17 protein-coding genes are annotated in these 15,670 nt (G+C 37.2%); all 17 read right to left on the reverse strand.

Annotation, left to right across the window (positions count from 1 at the left end):
• Nucleotides 1–36 precede the first annotated feature (36 nt).
• The 17 genes from DIS06_RS09170 to folE all read right to left on the reverse strand — a co-directional run bounded on the left by DIS06_RS09170 (nucleotide 37) and on the right by folE (nucleotide 15,575).
• Nucleotides 37–1,140 carry a prephenate dehydrogenase gene (locus DIS06_RS09170; protein WP_110112961.1) on the reverse strand — a complete coding sequence of 368 codons (1,104 nt, stop codon included), beginning with the start codon at nucleotides 1,138–1,140 and terminating at the stop codon, nucleotides 37–39.
• Nucleotides 1,141–1,307: 167 nt separating this feature from the next.
• Nucleotides 1,308–2,411, reverse strand: coding sequence for a histidinol-phosphate transaminase (gene hisC / locus DIS06_RS09175; protein WP_110112962.1), 1,104 nt, complete (start codon nucleotides 2,409–2,411; stop codon nucleotides 1,308–1,310).
• Nucleotides 2,412–2,415: 4 nt separating this feature from the next.
• Nucleotides 2,416–3,234 carry a tryptophan synthase subunit alpha gene (gene trpA / locus DIS06_RS09180; RefSeq protein ID WP_110112963.1) on the reverse strand — a complete coding sequence of 273 codons (819 nt, stop codon included), beginning with the start codon at nucleotides 3,232–3,234 and terminating at the stop codon, nucleotides 2,416–2,418.
• Nucleotides 3,194–4,432, reverse strand: a complete 1,239-nt coding sequence (gene trpB, locus DIS06_RS09185; RefSeq protein WP_110112964.1) for a tryptophan synthase subunit beta — start codon at nucleotides 4,430–4,432, stop codon at nucleotides 3,194–3,196. Before trpB ends, trpA begins: the two co-directional genes overlap by 41 nt.
• Entirely contained in the window at nucleotides 4,413–5,057 is a 645-nt protein-coding gene (locus DIS06_RS09190; RefSeq protein WP_110112965.1) for a phosphoribosylanthranilate isomerase, read from the reverse strand. The genes trpB and DIS06_RS09190 overlap by 20 nt, the downstream gene beginning before the upstream one ends.
• Complete coding sequence (gene trpC, locus DIS06_RS09195; protein WP_110112966.1) at nucleotides 5,047–5,814, reverse strand: indole-3-glycerol phosphate synthase TrpC; 768 nt, start codon at nucleotides 5,812–5,814, stop codon at nucleotides 5,047–5,049. The genes DIS06_RS09190 and trpC overlap by 11 nt, the downstream gene beginning before the upstream one ends.
• On the reverse strand, nucleotides 5,807–6,829 hold the full coding sequence (gene trpD, locus DIS06_RS09200) for an anthranilate phosphoribosyltransferase (RefSeq protein ID WP_110112967.1): 1,023 nt from the start codon (nucleotides 6,827–6,829) through the stop codon (nucleotides 5,807–5,809). Before trpD ends, trpC begins: the two co-directional genes overlap by 8 nt.
• Nucleotides 6,822–8,339 carry an anthranilate synthase component I gene (gene trpE, locus DIS06_RS09205; protein ID WP_110112968.1) on the reverse strand — a complete coding sequence of 506 codons (1,518 nt, stop codon included), beginning with the start codon at nucleotides 8,337–8,339 and terminating at the stop codon, nucleotides 6,822–6,824. Before trpE ends, trpD begins: the two co-directional genes overlap by 8 nt.
• A 303-nt stretch (nucleotides 8,340–8,642) precedes the next feature.
• Nucleotides 8,643–9,008 carry a chorismate mutase gene (gene aroH, locus DIS06_RS09210; protein WP_110112969.1) on the reverse strand — a complete coding sequence of 122 codons (366 nt, stop codon included), beginning with the start codon at nucleotides 9,006–9,008 and terminating at the stop codon, nucleotides 8,643–8,645.
• Between the two features lie 12 nt (nucleotides 9,009–9,020).
• Nucleotides 9,021–10,094 carry a 3-dehydroquinate synthase gene (gene aroB / locus DIS06_RS09215; RefSeq protein ID WP_110112970.1) on the reverse strand — a complete coding sequence of 358 codons (1,074 nt, stop codon included), beginning with the start codon at nucleotides 10,092–10,094 and terminating at the stop codon, nucleotides 9,021–9,023.
• A 249-nt stretch (nucleotides 10,095–10,343) separates the two neighbouring features.
• Nucleotides 10,344–11,117 carry a CheR family methyltransferase gene (locus DIS06_RS09220; protein WP_110112971.1) on the reverse strand — a complete coding sequence of 258 codons (774 nt, stop codon included), beginning with the start codon at nucleotides 11,115–11,117 and terminating at the stop codon, nucleotides 10,344–10,346.
• Between the two features lie 139 nt (nucleotides 11,118–11,256).
• Nucleotides 11,257–11,703: a nucleoside-diphosphate kinase gene (gene ndk, locus DIS06_RS09225; RefSeq protein WP_110112972.1), complete on the reverse strand. Its 447-nt coding sequence runs from the start codon at nucleotides 11,701–11,703 to the stop codon at nucleotides 11,257–11,259.
• Nucleotides 11,704–11,808: 105 nt separating this feature from the next.
• Nucleotides 11,809–12,774, reverse strand: coding sequence for a heptaprenyl diphosphate synthase component II (gene hepT, locus DIS06_RS09230; RefSeq protein ID WP_110112973.1), 966 nt, complete (start codon nucleotides 12,772–12,774; stop codon nucleotides 11,809–11,811).
• A gap of 113 nt (nucleotides 12,775–12,887) precedes the next feature.
• Nucleotides 12,888–13,592, reverse strand: coding sequence for a demethylmenaquinone methyltransferase (menG, locus tag DIS06_RS09235; RefSeq protein ID WP_110112974.1), 705 nt, complete (start codon nucleotides 13,590–13,592; stop codon nucleotides 12,888–12,890).
• Between the two features lie 5 nt (nucleotides 13,593–13,597).
• Nucleotides 13,598–14,371, reverse strand: coding sequence for a heptaprenyl diphosphate synthase component 1 (locus DIS06_RS09240; protein WP_239421969.1), 774 nt, complete (start codon nucleotides 14,369–14,371; stop codon nucleotides 13,598–13,600).
• A 376-nt stretch (nucleotides 14,372–14,747) separates the two neighbouring features.
• A complete protein-coding gene (gene mtrB, locus DIS06_RS09245; protein WP_110112976.1) occupies nucleotides 14,748–14,978 on the reverse strand; it encodes a trp RNA-binding attenuation protein MtrB in 231 nt (76 codons plus the stop codon).
• Between the two features lie 30 nt (nucleotides 14,979–15,008).
• Nucleotides 15,009–15,575: a GTP cyclohydrolase I FolE gene (gene folE / locus DIS06_RS09250; protein ID WP_110112977.1), complete on the reverse strand. Its 567-nt coding sequence runs from the start codon at nucleotides 15,573–15,575 to the stop codon at nucleotides 15,009–15,011.
• Nucleotides 15,576–15,670: the final 95 nt, after the last annotated feature.

A 15,670-nucleotide genomic window follows, 5' to 3' on the forward strand; every position in this document is an offset into this window, starting at 1 on the left:
ACCTTTTGATTCACCTTACTTTTGCAAAGATAGAAGTTAATCAGCAATAAATGTGGCATAGGATTGCTTTTCTAAACAAACTCTTGCTTGTTTCCGATCGTCGTCTGTTTGAAAACTCAAGCGTAAAACCCCATAAATATCTTCTCGAGTCTCTAAAATACGTATATTTGTAATACTAATCTCTTCTTCTGCTAAATAGCCCGTTACCTCCGATATAATACCAGGGTAGTCGGGAACATCTACATACAAATCATAAAAAGAAGGGATAGCCCCTTTTGTTCTGGTCGGTAGTTGATCACGGAATTGCTTTGCTTTTACGAAGTAATCATAAATTTTGCTCGCATCTTTTTGTTTAATAATCTCTCGAACATGCCCCATCTCTTCTAGCCAGTGGTCAAACATATGTAGTAAAGAATCATGATTATGCAGCAAAATATCTCGCCACATCGCTGGACTGCTTGATGCGATACGAGTAATATCTCGAAACCCTCCTGCTGCTAGTTGTTTTACTAATTCATTTTCTTCTTGGTAATGCTCTGCTTGATGAACAAGACTCGCTGCAATAATATGTGGAAAATGACTAATAACACCTACTAATTTATCATGCTCTTTTGGAGATAATACAACCATATTCGCTTTTGTACCTTCTAATAAGGCTTTTAACTCATTTAACGCTTGTTCTGTTATCTTTTCTGTAGGCGTTAATACGTACATCGCATTTTCAAATAAATGCCCTCTTGCTGCTGTTACACCACTTTTATGAGAGCCTGCCATTGGGTGACCCCCAATAAACTGCCATCCTTTTTCTGTTAAGAGCTCTGCTTTTTTAACAATTTGCTCCTTCGTGCTACCTACATCAGTAATGATAACATCTGACTTTAATGAAAATGTTGCTAGCTCCTCAATGATTTGTTCTGCTTGCGCAACAGGAACTGCAATAAAAATAACGTCTGCTTGTTCAGCTCCTACTTGTAGGGAAAGAGCAATCTCATCCACAACGGTTAGTGTATGAGCCAATTGAAGCTGCTCGTTATGAATATCATAACCAACGATTGTTGCCTCTGCGTATGTATTTTTAATGTTTAAAGCTAGTGATCCACCAATTAACCCAAGGCCAATAATTAAGACTCGTTTCTCCATGCTATCCACCTCTATTTTCTATCTAAATAACGTTTCATTTTATTTTAAGTCCCTTTCTATACAGGAAGAGGTTGTCCATCTAAGAGCGGTTAGACCATCTGAATAAATTAGTATTCATTCGATGTACCCACTCTTTTTACTGGAGCAACCTCTTTTCAATTACCTCATTATAGTGATTTTGCTTTTAAATCACTTACATATTGCTGAAGGTGCTGAATAATTTGCTCGTTTTGCTCTTTAGATCCCACCGTGATACGTACAGAAGTTGGAAATCCTAAAGCATTCCCTGAACGAACAATAATTCCTCTTTCTAATAAATACTGAAATACTTCGTCTCCTTGACGTTTAAAATCAATAAGGACAAAGTTTGCTTCAGATGGATAGCAATGTAAATCATTTTCTTTACAAAATGCATAGTATTGTTTTAATCCGTCTTGATTTTGTTTTTTACATTCTTCAATAAAATTAGTGTCTTGTAGAGAAGCTAATGCTGCAACTTGTGCTAATCGACTCGTATTAAATGGTTCACGAGCGGGTTCAATTTGTTGCAGTAGCGTTTCTGATGCAATACCGTAACCGATGCGTAATGCAGCAAGTCCGTATGCTTTTGAAAATGTTCGTAAAATAATTAAATTCTCAAATTCTTTTAACAGCGGTACTGTTTCTGGAAAGTCAGTTGCTGTTACATACTCATAATAGGCTTCATCTAATACAATGAGTACATGCTTTGGTACATTGCGTAAGAAAGTGAGAAGTTCTTCTTTCTCGACGTATGTTCCTGTTGGATTGTTAGGGCTACAAACCCACACAACCGTTGTTTTATCATCAATTGCATTTACCATGCCTGTTAAATCATGATTTCCATCTACAAGTGGCACCTCACGAATTTCAGCACCCTCGATTACTGCATTATGGCGATATTGCGGGAATGTTGGTGTAGCCATCACTGTGTTGGTATCAGGAGATAACAACGCTCGACAAATGATTTGAACAACCTCATCCGACCCGTTTCCAAAAATCAGCTGTTCTTTTTCTACACCAACATGCTTTGCTAATTCTTCACGCAATTGAGCTGAATAACCATCTGGGTATAGAGCAAGATTATCTAATTCCGATGTAATTGCCTCTTTCGCGAGGGGAGAACAACCATATGGATTCTCATTAGATGCTAATTTAATAACAGACTTTAGATTATATTCACGCTTTACTTCTTCAATTGGCTTTCCAGGTTTGTATGGATTCAACTTTAACAGCTGTTTCTTGACTTTCATGTTGCTACACCTCACATTTTTGTATCGGTAAAACGATGGATGTAACATATTCCTCGAAGTCTCTTACTGCTTGCTCTCTCGTTTGCTCATTGAGTAACAAGTTTTGTAGTGATCCTATCTTATGAACAATCGCACTCCCAATGACAATCCCATCACTATAGTCTTTCAACAGTTCCACTTGCTCTTTCGTTGAAATCCCAAATCCAACCGCTACAGGAATATCGGTGTGTGCTTTAACTTCCTCTAAAAATTCGTTAATATCGGTTGGTAACGTTGTTCGAACACCCGTCACACCTAACGACGAAACACAATAGAGAAACCCTGTTGCACCTTTCGCAATTTTGCGAATACGCGCTTTAGAAGTAGGGGCAACCATAGAAATATAAGATACTCCATGTTCCGCTGCTAAACCACGAATTTGTTCGCTTTCTTCATAAGGTAAATCAGGAATAAGTACGCCATCTAACTCATTTTCACTCACTAAAGCGAAAAAGGATTCTAATCCTAATTGTAACACAGGATTAAAATAGGTAAAGAGAATAACAGGAATTTTTAAACCTTTTTTTCTCATTTCCGGTACAAGACTAATCGCTTTACGAATCGACATCCCGCCTTCTAAAGCGCGCTTTGATGCTTCTTGAATGATGGGACCATCTGCAAGAGGGTCTGAATATGGCACGCCTAACTCTAGGACGGAAGCTCCTGCTCTTTGCAATGATAATGCAAGTTCAATTGTTGCATCTGCAGATGGATCTCCAACTGTAATAAATGGAATAAATAACTTATCGTGTTGCGGTAAGCGGTTCTGAAACGTGTTGTTCATTGTCTTTCTCCCCCTCTAATAATGTAATGAGTGACTGAACATCTTTATCTCCACGACCTGACAAACACACTAAAATTGTTTCGTCTTTTGTCATTTGAGCTGCTATCTTAAATGTTTCTGCTAATGCATGAGCTGATTCAATCGCTGGGATAATCCCTTCTTCTTGAGCTAAAATTTGCAATGCTTCAATCGCTTCATCATCTGTTACACTTTTATAATTGACACGACCAATCGTTGCTAAGTGTGAATGCTCAGGACCAATCCCTGGATAGTCAAGTCCAGCTGAAATGGAATACGGCTCCGTAATTTGTCCATTTTCATCTTGCATTAAATACGTTAGTGTCCCATGGATGACACCTTTTGTCCCTTTCGCCATTTTGGCAGCGTGCAAATTCGTGTCTAAGCCTTTGCCCCCAGCCTCTACTCCAACAAGCTGAACACCGTCTTCTTTAATAAAGTCATAAAACATTCCGATCGCGTTGCTACCACCACCTACACATGCAACAACTGTAGTAGGAAGCGCACCTTCCGCTTTTAAAAATTGTTGTTTGGCTTCTTCACCGATAATTTTTTGAAAATCTCGAACCATCTTTGGGTAGGGATGAGGACCAATTGCCGATCCGATTAAATAAAAGTGATCTTCACAATGTTGAACCCAGTAACGAATGGCTTCGTTCGTTGCATCTTTTAATGTTTTTGTTCCAGAAGTTGCTGGAATTACTTCTGCTCCTAGTAATTTCATCCGAAAAACATTCAATGCTTGTCGCTCAATGTCTTCTTCACCCATGAATACTTTGCATTCCATTCCGAACTTAGCCGCAACTGTTGCTGTAGCTACTCCGTGTTGTCCGGCCCCTGTCTCAGCAATTAGTTTCGTTTTCCCCATCCGTTTAGCAAGGAGAGCTTGCCCAATTGCATTATTGATTTTATGAGCACCTGTATGATTTAAATCTTCACGCTTCAAGTAAATCTTTGCCCCTCCGATTCGATTCGTCACATTTTCTGCATACGTAAGAGCTGTTGGTCTCCCTGAATATTCTTTTAATAGTGTCATATATTCTTCTTGAAAAGCTGGGTCGTTCATTGCATCTGCTAATGCTTTTTCCACTTCTTCAAGTGGGTTCATTAATGTTTCTGGAACATATTTTCCGCCAAATTCTCCAAATCTACCAAACTGATCAGGCTTGTTGTATGTCATAAAAAACCTTCCTTTCAATGGCTGTTATTTTTTCGCAATCTTTAATTCCATCCGTTTCGATACCACTTGATAAATCAAGGCCAATAGGATTATACACGAGAAGTTCTTTTACATTTTCGCTTGTAATTCCTCCGGCAATAAAACACTTTTTTTCATTTAAAGCTGCTTGCTGCGTGTAAAGTGGAACATTCGTCCAATCAAATGTTACACCTGTTCCACCAAATTGATTTTTCACCTTACTATCAACCACGTACCCATCAACAACCTCTTGATACTTTCTCATATTGGCTAACGTATCGGTTTGATGAGGTAATGCCTTCCACACTTCATACCCCAAATCCTTTAACGATTGAAGCTGTGCAACAGTTTCCTCACCATGACATTGAATGACGTCTAGTGACGCTGTTTTGGCCATTTGATGCATGACTTCAACCGATTCGTTTACAAATATACCGACTAATCGTTTATCGGTACCTGAATGATTTACTAACCAGTTCTTAATTAGCTGTGGTGACACATAACGCTTACTTTTTTCATAGAAGATAAATCCAATATAGTGAGCTTGACTTTTGAGCACCATCTCTAATTCTTTTCTATTTTTAATACCACAATACTTAACGAGCATGAACAGGCTCTCCGAATAACTTTTTAATCGCTTCTTGCTGACTTTTTTGTCGCATTAAGGATTCACCTACTAACACACCGTGAGCACCTGATTGTTTCACGTAACGAATATCTTCGTACCTTCCAATTCCACTCTCACTCACTAACAAACTATCTCCTGGAACAAATTGGGCAATCTCATTCGTTTGTTCAATACTAGTTGTAAATGTGTGTAAATTTCGATTGTTAATACCGATAATTTTAGGAGTGAACACATGTAGAATCGACTCTAATGTCTCTTGAGCATGTACTTCTACTAAACATTCTAACCCCTCTTCATACGCTTGTTTGTATAACTCGTGCAACTTCAATGGCTCTACCGCTTCGCCAATCAATAAAATGGCATCTGCTCCAATTCTTGCACTCTCAATTACTTGAAGAGGATCAATAATGAAATCTTTTCGTAGAATCGGCAAGTGAACTTGCTTCTTAATGTCAGTCAAGAATGTTCGATGCCCTTTAAAATACTGCTCATCTGTCAAAACAGATAGCGCATCTGCTCCACCTTCTTCATAAGAACGAGCAATATCTATATGGTTAAAATCTTCTTTAATCATTCCTTTTGAAGGTGATGCTCTCTTTACTTCTGCAATAAGTCCAAGTGTTCGATTCGGTTCAGATAACGCTTCATATAGTGAATAACGCTGAACACTTTGTTGTTCTGGAACTTCTAACTTTGCAATTTCTTCTTTCTTTGTTTGAAGAATTTGTTTAAGCATGTTGAACCACCTTTCGAGACTTTAAACGTTGTAATTGTTGATACGCTGTTTTTTTCTCTATCATTTGCTTAGCTAATTGTACACCCTCTACTAAAGAGTCTACTTTCCGTGCCACGTAAATAGCGGCAGCTGCATTTAATATGACCGCATTCCGAGCACTTTCGTTTCCTTCATTTTGAAAGATTGATTCAATTAACACTGCACTTGCTTTTGCATCTGATACTACTAACTGACTCAATTTCCCTCTATTTAATCCAAAGTCTTCTGGGGTAATTGTGTACTTACAAATTTCTCCGTTTTTAAGTTCGACAATGTCTGTTTCTGTGGCGACACTGATTTCATCTAGTCCATCGCGTCCTGCTACAAAAAGCACATGATGAGAACCTAATCTCTTTAATGCTTCTGCTAACTTTTCAGCTAACTCAATCGAATAGACGCCAATGACTTGCTTTTTACAGTTTGTTGGATTAGCTAAAGGTCCTAGGGCATTAAACACCGTTCGAAACCCAAGTTCTTTACGAGGAGTTGCTGCATGCTTCATCGCTGGGTGATACATTGGTGCAAATAAAAACGACATTCCTACTTCGTCAATTGCTTTGGTTGCCTCTTCATCATTGGCTTCAATATTGATCCCTAAATGTTCTAATACATCTGCACTTCCACTTTTCGAAGAAACCGCTCGATTACCATGCTTCGCAATTTTCACTCCTACAGCCGAAGCTGCAATTGCACTGGCCGTTGAGATATTAAAAGTTGAAGCTCCATCTCCACCCGTTCCGCACGTGTCTACAATATCATCATGAGCTAATTGAATGACATTCATGTTTTTTCTCATTCCCTTTACAAGCCCCGTAATTTCGTCAACTGTTTCACCACGGTACGTCAATACAGTTAAGAAACTAGCAATCTGCGCAGCTGGAACATTTCCTTGCATCATTTCATCCATTATCAACTCCGCTTCACTTTCTTTTAAGGTATGTCCGCTCAAACATTTCATTAGAAGTTCCTTAAACATAGACATTCTCCTTTTTATCATGGATTTGTTGCGCAAGCTGAATGGTTTTGATTAACGCACTTGCTTTGTTCCTCGTTTCTTTCCATTCGAGCTCTGGCTTAGAGTCTGCTACAACACCTGCTCCCGCTTGAACATACGCTTGTTGATCTTTTAAAATAATGGTCCGAATGGCAATACAAGAATCAATATTTCCATCAAAACCTAGATAAGCAATCGTTCCTGCGTAAACATTTCGGGCAACTGGCTCAATTTCATTTAAAATTTGCATTGCTCTTACTTTAGGTGCTCCGGAAACCGTTCCTGCTGGAAAAGCAGAAAGCAACGCATCGATTGGGTGAATACGATGATCAAGTCTGCCTGTCACTTTTGAGATTAAATGCATAACATGTGAAAATTTAACTTGTTCCATTAAAACAGGAGTTTGAACTGTTCCATACTCAGCTACTCTTCCAATATCGTTTCGAGCTAAGTCAACAAGCATATAATGCTCAGCTCTCTCTTTCTCATCATTAATTAAGTCCTCGTACAACCGCTGATCTTCTGCTTCATCTTTTCCTCTGCGGCGCGTACCTGCAATTGGATGGATTTCTAAATGACCGTTTTCAATTTGAATTAACCGTTCTGGTGAACTACCAATTAACTCCACTCCATTTACTTTTACATAAAATAAATAAGGTGATGGGTTGATTAGTCGTAGCACTCGGTAGATATCGAATCCCGCAACCTCCGTTGGCAATTGAAACCGCTGAGATAGAACCGCTTGAAACACGTCTCCACTTTTGATGTACTCTTTAATTCGTTCCACATCATTTACAAAGTCAGATTTTTCATAAGTTGACGTAACATTTTCAAAAGACACTTCTCGGTGTTCACTTGAAAACATGAGTGGCGTTTTTGAGTGTTTACTTTCAGCAATTTTCTCAACCAGTGTATTGATTTTCACTCTTGCCTCTTCATATTTTTTTACTTTTTCTTCGTTTCCGTCATCCTCTTCTAAGCAAACATAATGAATGACACTAAGTTCTTTTTTTGAATGATGATACACAAGCATGGTTTCACAATACATAAAATCAAATGTGGACATGTGTAAATCGTTTTTAGAATGTGTTTGCACTTTTTCAATTTGAGTAACTGCATCATAGCTAATAAAGCCTACTGCTCCACCCTTAAATGGGATGTCACTATCAGGTATCTTTACCTTTAAAACTTGTTGAACATCATTAAACGCCTCTTTAAACGATGAAAAAGAACGAATAGGCTGCTGATCTTTATCCTTGATGATGTATGCCCCCTGCTCTTCTTTTAAATACAGAAACGGATTCATACCAATAAAAGAATAATTCGACCAAGGTGACGTTTCATCATTACTTTCTAATAAATAAGTTGCGTCATCTTTTACCGTTTGAAATAAATCGACGGGTGTAATCGTGTCAACAAATAACTTCTTTACAATAGGAATTGTTAAAAAATGTTTGGAATCTTCTAAAAATGAGGTATATAATTTTTGCATCGTATCTAATCCTCCATTTCAATCAATGGAAAATGAGAAAAGTGAGGTTGTTAAAGAAGGTATAAAAAATAAAAACCCAAAGACATTAAAAATGCCTTTGGGTAAACGACGATATACTAAATAAATATAACGCAATAGCGTTATAAACCTCGGCTCAGCTCTCTCATTCTCGTCTACCCTAAACTAATCTCTACTCTAAACTTTTACTTAACTACTCAGTACTCAACTATGAGTTATTAGTTGCTATTCTATAATGTTTCCTTCCTACTTGTCAATGAAAAGGTGGTAAAGATTTTCCTAATATCATTTCGTTAAGTCAGGTCGTAATATAATCGCTTCGTTTAGATAAATGTGATGAATTTGTGATTGCGCTGCATTCGTATTAACAGTCGCCATGATTCGTATACATTTAGGCAACGCATTTGGAACCGTAATTTCTTGCATACACATCACGGGAACAAACGACCACCCCTCCATTGTACGAATTGCTTTTGCAGGAAAATCTGCATTTAAATCATCTGTTAGTGAAACAAAGATTTGAGCAACTTTATCCGGTTCCAGGTTGTTTTGTAAAATAATCTGACTCATCAACTTTTTCGTTTCTTCTATAATCTCATTGGCATCATTTTTCTCTACCGTAGTCGCACCTCTAATACCGCGAATAAACATACATCTTCCCCTTTATTGGTTTTCTAATAATGAGAGAACAAATTGATCTTCAACTTTTTCAACAAAAGGTTGTCCGATGGACGTTAACAGCACCATATATACGTCATTAGCTTTCGCTTTTTTATCTGTTTTCATCTTCACAAGAAGGTCATTCGGTTTCAGCGTTGACGGGATTTCTGTTTCATACCCAAACTTTTCAAGCCACACCTTCATTGTTGCGACATCGAAATTTGAATACCCTAATTTGTTACTTACTTTCATCGCAAATAACATCCCAATTACAACCGCCTCACCATGACTGATTTCACCATAACCTAACTCTGCTTCAATTGCATGTCCAAGCGTATGTCCAAAGTTAAGATGTGCCCTTACACCTGACTCTTTTTCATCCTCTCTTACAATCGCTGCTTTAACTGCAATTCCTTTGTTAATCGCATAGATAAGATTGTCACCTTTTAAATCACTCAACGAATGTATATTATCTTGTAGCCATTGATAGAACAGTTCATCATGAATAAATGCATGCTTAATCACTTCAGCAAACCCTGAGCGCCATTCTCTTTCTGGTAGAGTTGTTAACAGGTTGGTATCATAGAACACAGCTTCAGGCTGATGGAAAGCGCCGATCATGTTTTTACCTAGCTCATGGTTAATGGCAACTTTCCCACCAACAGCACTATCATGTGCTAATAAAGTTGTTGGAACTTGAATGAATGAAATACCTCGCATATACGTCGCAGCAACGAATCCAGCTAAATCACCAACAACTCCACCTCCTACCGCCACAATTAAAGCGTTTCGATCTAACTTCTTTTCAAGGGCGTATGTTTGACACTCATAATAATGCTGAAACGATTTTGCATGCTCCCCACTTGGTACAACATATTTATCTACCGGAAAAGATAATTGTAATAAAGCTAAAATACTCTCGCCATAATGTTTATCAACTACTTCGTCCGTAATAATAAGTAAGCCCGATGCATTCGGCTTCACCTTTTTTATAACCTCTGGTAATTGAGGTAAAATACCTTCACCAACATATAGCGGATATACTTTTGACGCTGTTTCAATCTTATACTCTTTCACTTGACATCCCTCGCATTCTCTACATTTTGGTCATTAAGCCTATCTAGTATGTATCCCTCTGTAATCACGCATAACTAGGAACAAATCGTTAAATCGTTTTCGATTTTATGTATGACTATATCATAGGATTGATTTATCGTGTAGAAAAACTTAAATGATGAAATAAACATGCATCACTTTTAACGAAAGAGCTCTTACCTGTCAATCTATTACCTTTAATAGACTGCCCAAGTAAGAGCTCTATTCATTTTATTTCTTACGGTAGAAAAACGTATCTGCATTTTCAAATCCATATAATTGCGGATGAAAGATTTGCTCGGTGCTTCCCACAAAGAAAACGCCTCCCTGTCGAAGTGACTGACTAAACTTTTGATAGAGAAGGTTTTTAGCTTCTTCTGTAAAATAAATAAGAACATTTCGACAAACAATTAAATCAAATTCCTTTTCAAATGAATCTGCTAACAAGTTGTGTTTCTTAAAAGTTACAGACTTTTTAATTTGATCGTCTACTTTATAGAACATTCCTTGCTTTGTGAAATATTTTGCTTTTATCGTTTGTGGCACTTCTTGTAAAGCTCTTTCTGCATACAAACCTATTTTTGCTTTTTCAATGACATTTTCATCTAAGTCTGTGGCTAGAATATCAATTTGTGAAAGAGGATAAAATGACGAAAGAACCATCGCTAGTGTATAAGGCTCTTCCCCAGTTGAGCAAGCTGCACTCCATACTTTCAATCGCTTCTTATTTTGTGTTAATTGTGGTAAGATTTTACCCTCTAGTACTTCCCACCTTTTTGCATTACGATAAAATTCTGATACATTAATCGTCATCCGATCTAAAAACTCTCCTAACAGTTCGTTATCTTTTTCCAACTGTTCAAAGAAAGATTGAAAACTAGTAAACCCTTTCTTCTCGTATAAAGAGGCTAATCGTCTTTTCATTTGAGCTTCTTTATATAACGATAAATCAATTCCTGTTTTCTTTTTGATCCCTAAAACAAACTGACTATAATCTTGTGACATACATGTATCCCCTTACTTTTGAACTATCTCTTTTATAAGTATATCGTAAAAAGAAAAAAATAGTTTATAAAAAAGTGACCGCTTCTAAAAGAGGACAACCTCGTTTTAGAAACGGTCACTTTTTTATAATACGATAGATTTAATATACCCAAGTGTTCGTTGTTTTTTCATAAGATACAAGCTCTTCTTCTTTGAAGAATAACCCAATCTCTCGCTCTGCACTTTCTGGAGAGTCCGATCCATGAATGACATTCTTATCAACGATTAAGCCGTAATCTCCACGAATCGTGCCCGGTAGCGCTTCTTTAGGATTTGTTTTCCCCATCATTTGTCTCGATGATGCAATGACATTTTCCCCTTGCCAAACCATTGCAAAAACAGGACCTGATGTAATAAATCCTACTAAGTCGCCAAAGAATGGCTTTTCTTTATGTTCACCATAATGATTTTCTGCTAGTTCTGTTGAAATGTTCATCAGTTTCGCACCCACTAATTGAAAGCCCTTTCTTTCAAAACGTGCTACGATTTCTCCAATGATGTTTCGTTGTACCCCATCTGGTTTAACCATAATAAATGTTTTTTCCATTTTAAATCTCCACCCCTGAAGTATGTATAAATTGAAAGCGCAATCACGCCCAAAGAAATAGTACCACTCTTTTCAGATTTTTACAACTTCAAGGATGGAATTTATTTAAAATTTACGCTTTCCGACAAATTTTGCTATTTGATACAAGGGCTTCTTTGCTTTATTATTCGGCAAATGATCTAATACGTTTATCGCTTTTTGTAAATATTGATCACTCATATCAAGAGAACGTTCAATGACATCTGAGGATTTTATGTATGTGATAATTTCTGCTATCAGTTCATCTTTATGTTCAACAACGAATAATTGTTCTACCTTGTTGCGAAATTCCCTATTCTCCATCGCAAATAAGACAGGCAACGTAATATTTCCTTGTAATAAGTCACTACCAACCGGTTTCCCCAATTGTTCTGCTGATGAAGTAAAGTCTAAAATATCATCGGTGATTTGAAATGCCATGCCAACGTAATATCCAAATCGATATAACTCTTTATGTATGTCTTTTGAAGCACCCGTTGCAATTGCACCCAATTGACAACTAACAGCTATTAACAATGCTGTTTTTCTTCTAATTCTTCGTAAATAAGTGCGTAAGTCTTGATTTAAATTATATTTATCTTTTATTTGTTCAATTTCTCCTAATGATAGCTGTACCATTGTATTCGACAAGATCTGGTGAGCTTCTATTTCTTTTATACGAGTCATCATTTCTAGTGAACGAGCAAAAATATAATCGCCTGTATACATTGCAATACGATTATCCCATTTCGCTTTAATGGTTGGCTTCCCTCTGCGCTTATCTGCATCATCAATTACATCATCATGAACAAGCGATGCCATATGAATGAGTTCAAGGGAAACAGCTATGTATTTCACTCGTTCAATGTTATAGTCTCCAAACTTCCCTGCTAACAACACAAAAATGGGACGAATGCGCTTTCCTCCTGCTTGTAACAAGTGTAGAGATGCTTCTGTAATTAATGGTTCATCAGTCTGAACGGATTGCTCTAATTCTTTTTCAATTAACGCAATATCCGTATTCAAAAAAGTGTACATCATTTTTAGTTTCATAGGATTCACCTTGCATTTTAAATTACTTCATACCTAGATTGAATGAGCATAAAAAGATGAAAGGCCTCACATCAGTCGGATAGCCTTTCATACAACAAATACAATTTACATATCTAACGCTTGCACCCTAAATGCATAGCTGCAACTCCACCTGTATAAGACTTCACTTCAACGTCAACAAGGCCTACTTGTCTAAACATATTCGCTAATTCATCTCTTCCAGGAAAGTCACGAGCGGACTCTTGCAACCAAGAATACTCATTGTAACTTTTAGCAAACATCTTTCCAAGTATCGGCATCACATATTGAAAATACATATAGTATAGTTGACGATAACCAATTAGTGTAGGCTGAGAGGTTTCAAGACACACGACTTTTCCACCTGGTTTCACAACGCGATGCATTTCTTGCAACGCTTTTAAATAATCGGGAACATTTCGTAATCCAAACCCAATTGTTACATAATCGAATGTATTATCTTCAAAAGGGAGATCCATTGCATTTCCATGAACTAACTCAATAGTTGAAAAAGGAGATTGATTAACTTTCTCCTGCCCAATTTGGAGCATATTTTGACTAAAATCCAATCCAACTACTTTTCCTCTTTCACCCACCGCTTCAGCAAGGCTTAAGGTCCAATCAGCAGTCCCACAACAAACGTCTAGCGCTTTCGCACCCTTTTGTACATTCATACGCTTCATTGTATCTTTGCGCCACGCTTTGTGACGCTGAAAGCTAATAACAGAATTCATTTGATCATAATTTTTATAAATTTTTTCAAACACATTATGGACACGTTGTTCTTTTGATTGCTGCATAACTTTTATCCTTCTCCTACAACATTTTTACAATGCTTATGTTTGTTTAAAAGTTCATAAAGATAGTCCTTAAATTGAGCATTTAAGTTAACCTGACCTTGTAAATAACGTTCAATAACACTTGCAGATTCGCGCACTTGAGACAGGACAATTTCTTCAACATTTTCTTCCTGTTCTAATACTTGTAGCAGCAGTGAAGGTGCTTCTTCCTCTTCCCTTCTAAGTTCACGCAAAAGACTGCTAATTAATATGACGTGCTCTAAAAGTTCTTTCCACTCTTCTCGTTTAAAATAATCGCACAAGCAATTGACTAATGCTGCTTCAACTGTACGAAAATTCACCATTATATCCTTAACGTCTGTTGTATCATTTTGATATAGTTTTATCTTTGAAACATTAACATGTTTAATGGCAGAAGCGACTTCTTTAATTAACTCAATTTGTTCACTTCTAGACAAATAATAATAATAAAGTCCACTATAGTAGTCACCAGCTAAAACCGTTAATTGTCTTTCTTTTAATAAAGACTCATTATTTCCAATTGTTTGAATAGAGACGAGGTCGTGAGTATCGAGTGCAATTTGAACAAGCATGATAGGCAATACATATTTAGACTTTTCGCGCTCTTCAACTGATATACTATCTAGAAATGAACATATGCATATTAACTTATCTTCATCAATTTCTGGATGATGAATAAATTGTTTTACATATGGATGATTTAATTCAACTTGAAGTTGCTCCTTCATGTTTGCAACTGTGTCGTAGATGTTTTGCACAATTATCACCCTTGTCTCCCTTTCACACGCTATATTTCTTCTTACTTCTTGACATTTAAATAGACAGTGTCAATTATATCATAAGTAAGGCTTAAAAAAACGTTTTTTCTCTATTCTTGCCGGTTGATTCCCCTTGTTATACATACTTCTTTATTCTGATTTAAATAGATCGCTCATCTTTTAATTGAATCATTTCAGGCCTGAGCGCAAGTCCACTAATAAATATACAAGGGGCTGAGTCAAAAGGAGCAAAGAGTGCCCCATTTGACTCAACCCGCAACAGCCCTTGTCTATAAAGACTAGTACAGTCAATGCGCAAAATAACAAGGGATGTTGCGTAAAACTTTTTATTTATCGTAACTTTTAAAACAATCCCTTATTTTTTAGGTTCTGATTCAATTTCACCGTGAGATGTCTGGATAAGAGCTTTTCCACGAACTTTGACTGCGGATGTATGCTCGGTGAATTGAGCAATTAAAACTTCACCTTTATCAAGCTTTTCTGAATGGTGAAAACGAGTATCAGCTCCTCTTGTTAAACCGATTACATTTACCCCATCTTCAATGGCTTTAATAACAATATATTCTGTACTCCCGTTTGCTTTCATAACAATTCTCCTTCTCTTTTCACGATTCGGTTACGCTTTAATTAACGATAAAACCTCTGCTCTTGCTGCAACATCCGTTTCTAAAATGCCTCTTACAGCTGATGTGATTGTCATGGACCCTGGCTTTTTAACACCTCGCATAGTCATACACATATGCTCAGCTTCAACGATAACCATGACACCATGAGGATTTAATGATTCAACGATGGAGTCGGCTACCGTTGATGTAATACGCTCTTGTAACTGCGGACGTTTAGCTACCGCTTCAACCGCTCTGGCTAATTTGCTAAGTCCTGTTACTTTACCACCTTTAGGTATGTAGGCTACATGAGCCTTTCCATAGAAAGGAACTAAATGATGTTCACACATCGAATAAAACGGAATATCTTTTACTAGCACAAGTTCTTCATGATCTTCACCAAACACCGTTTTAAAATGCTCTTTAGGATCTTCATTCAATCCCGAGAATACTTCTTCATACATTTTAGCTACACGCTTTGGGGTATCTAGTAACCCTTCTCGATTTGGATCTTCTCCAATGGCTTCTAAAAGAAGTCTAACCGCTTGCTCGATTTGAGGTTTATTGACAGATGACATTTTGACATCCTCCAAGTATAAGTTTAAAGAAATTCTAGCATAGACGCTATCCAAAGGCAAAAAAGAAAGGTCGCTCGATTTGCGACCTTTCTAAG

The organism is Bacillus sp. CGMCC 1.16541, from assembly GCF_003184905.1.
Lineage (GTDB): Bacteria > Bacillota > Bacilli > Bacillales > Bacillaceae_H > Priestia.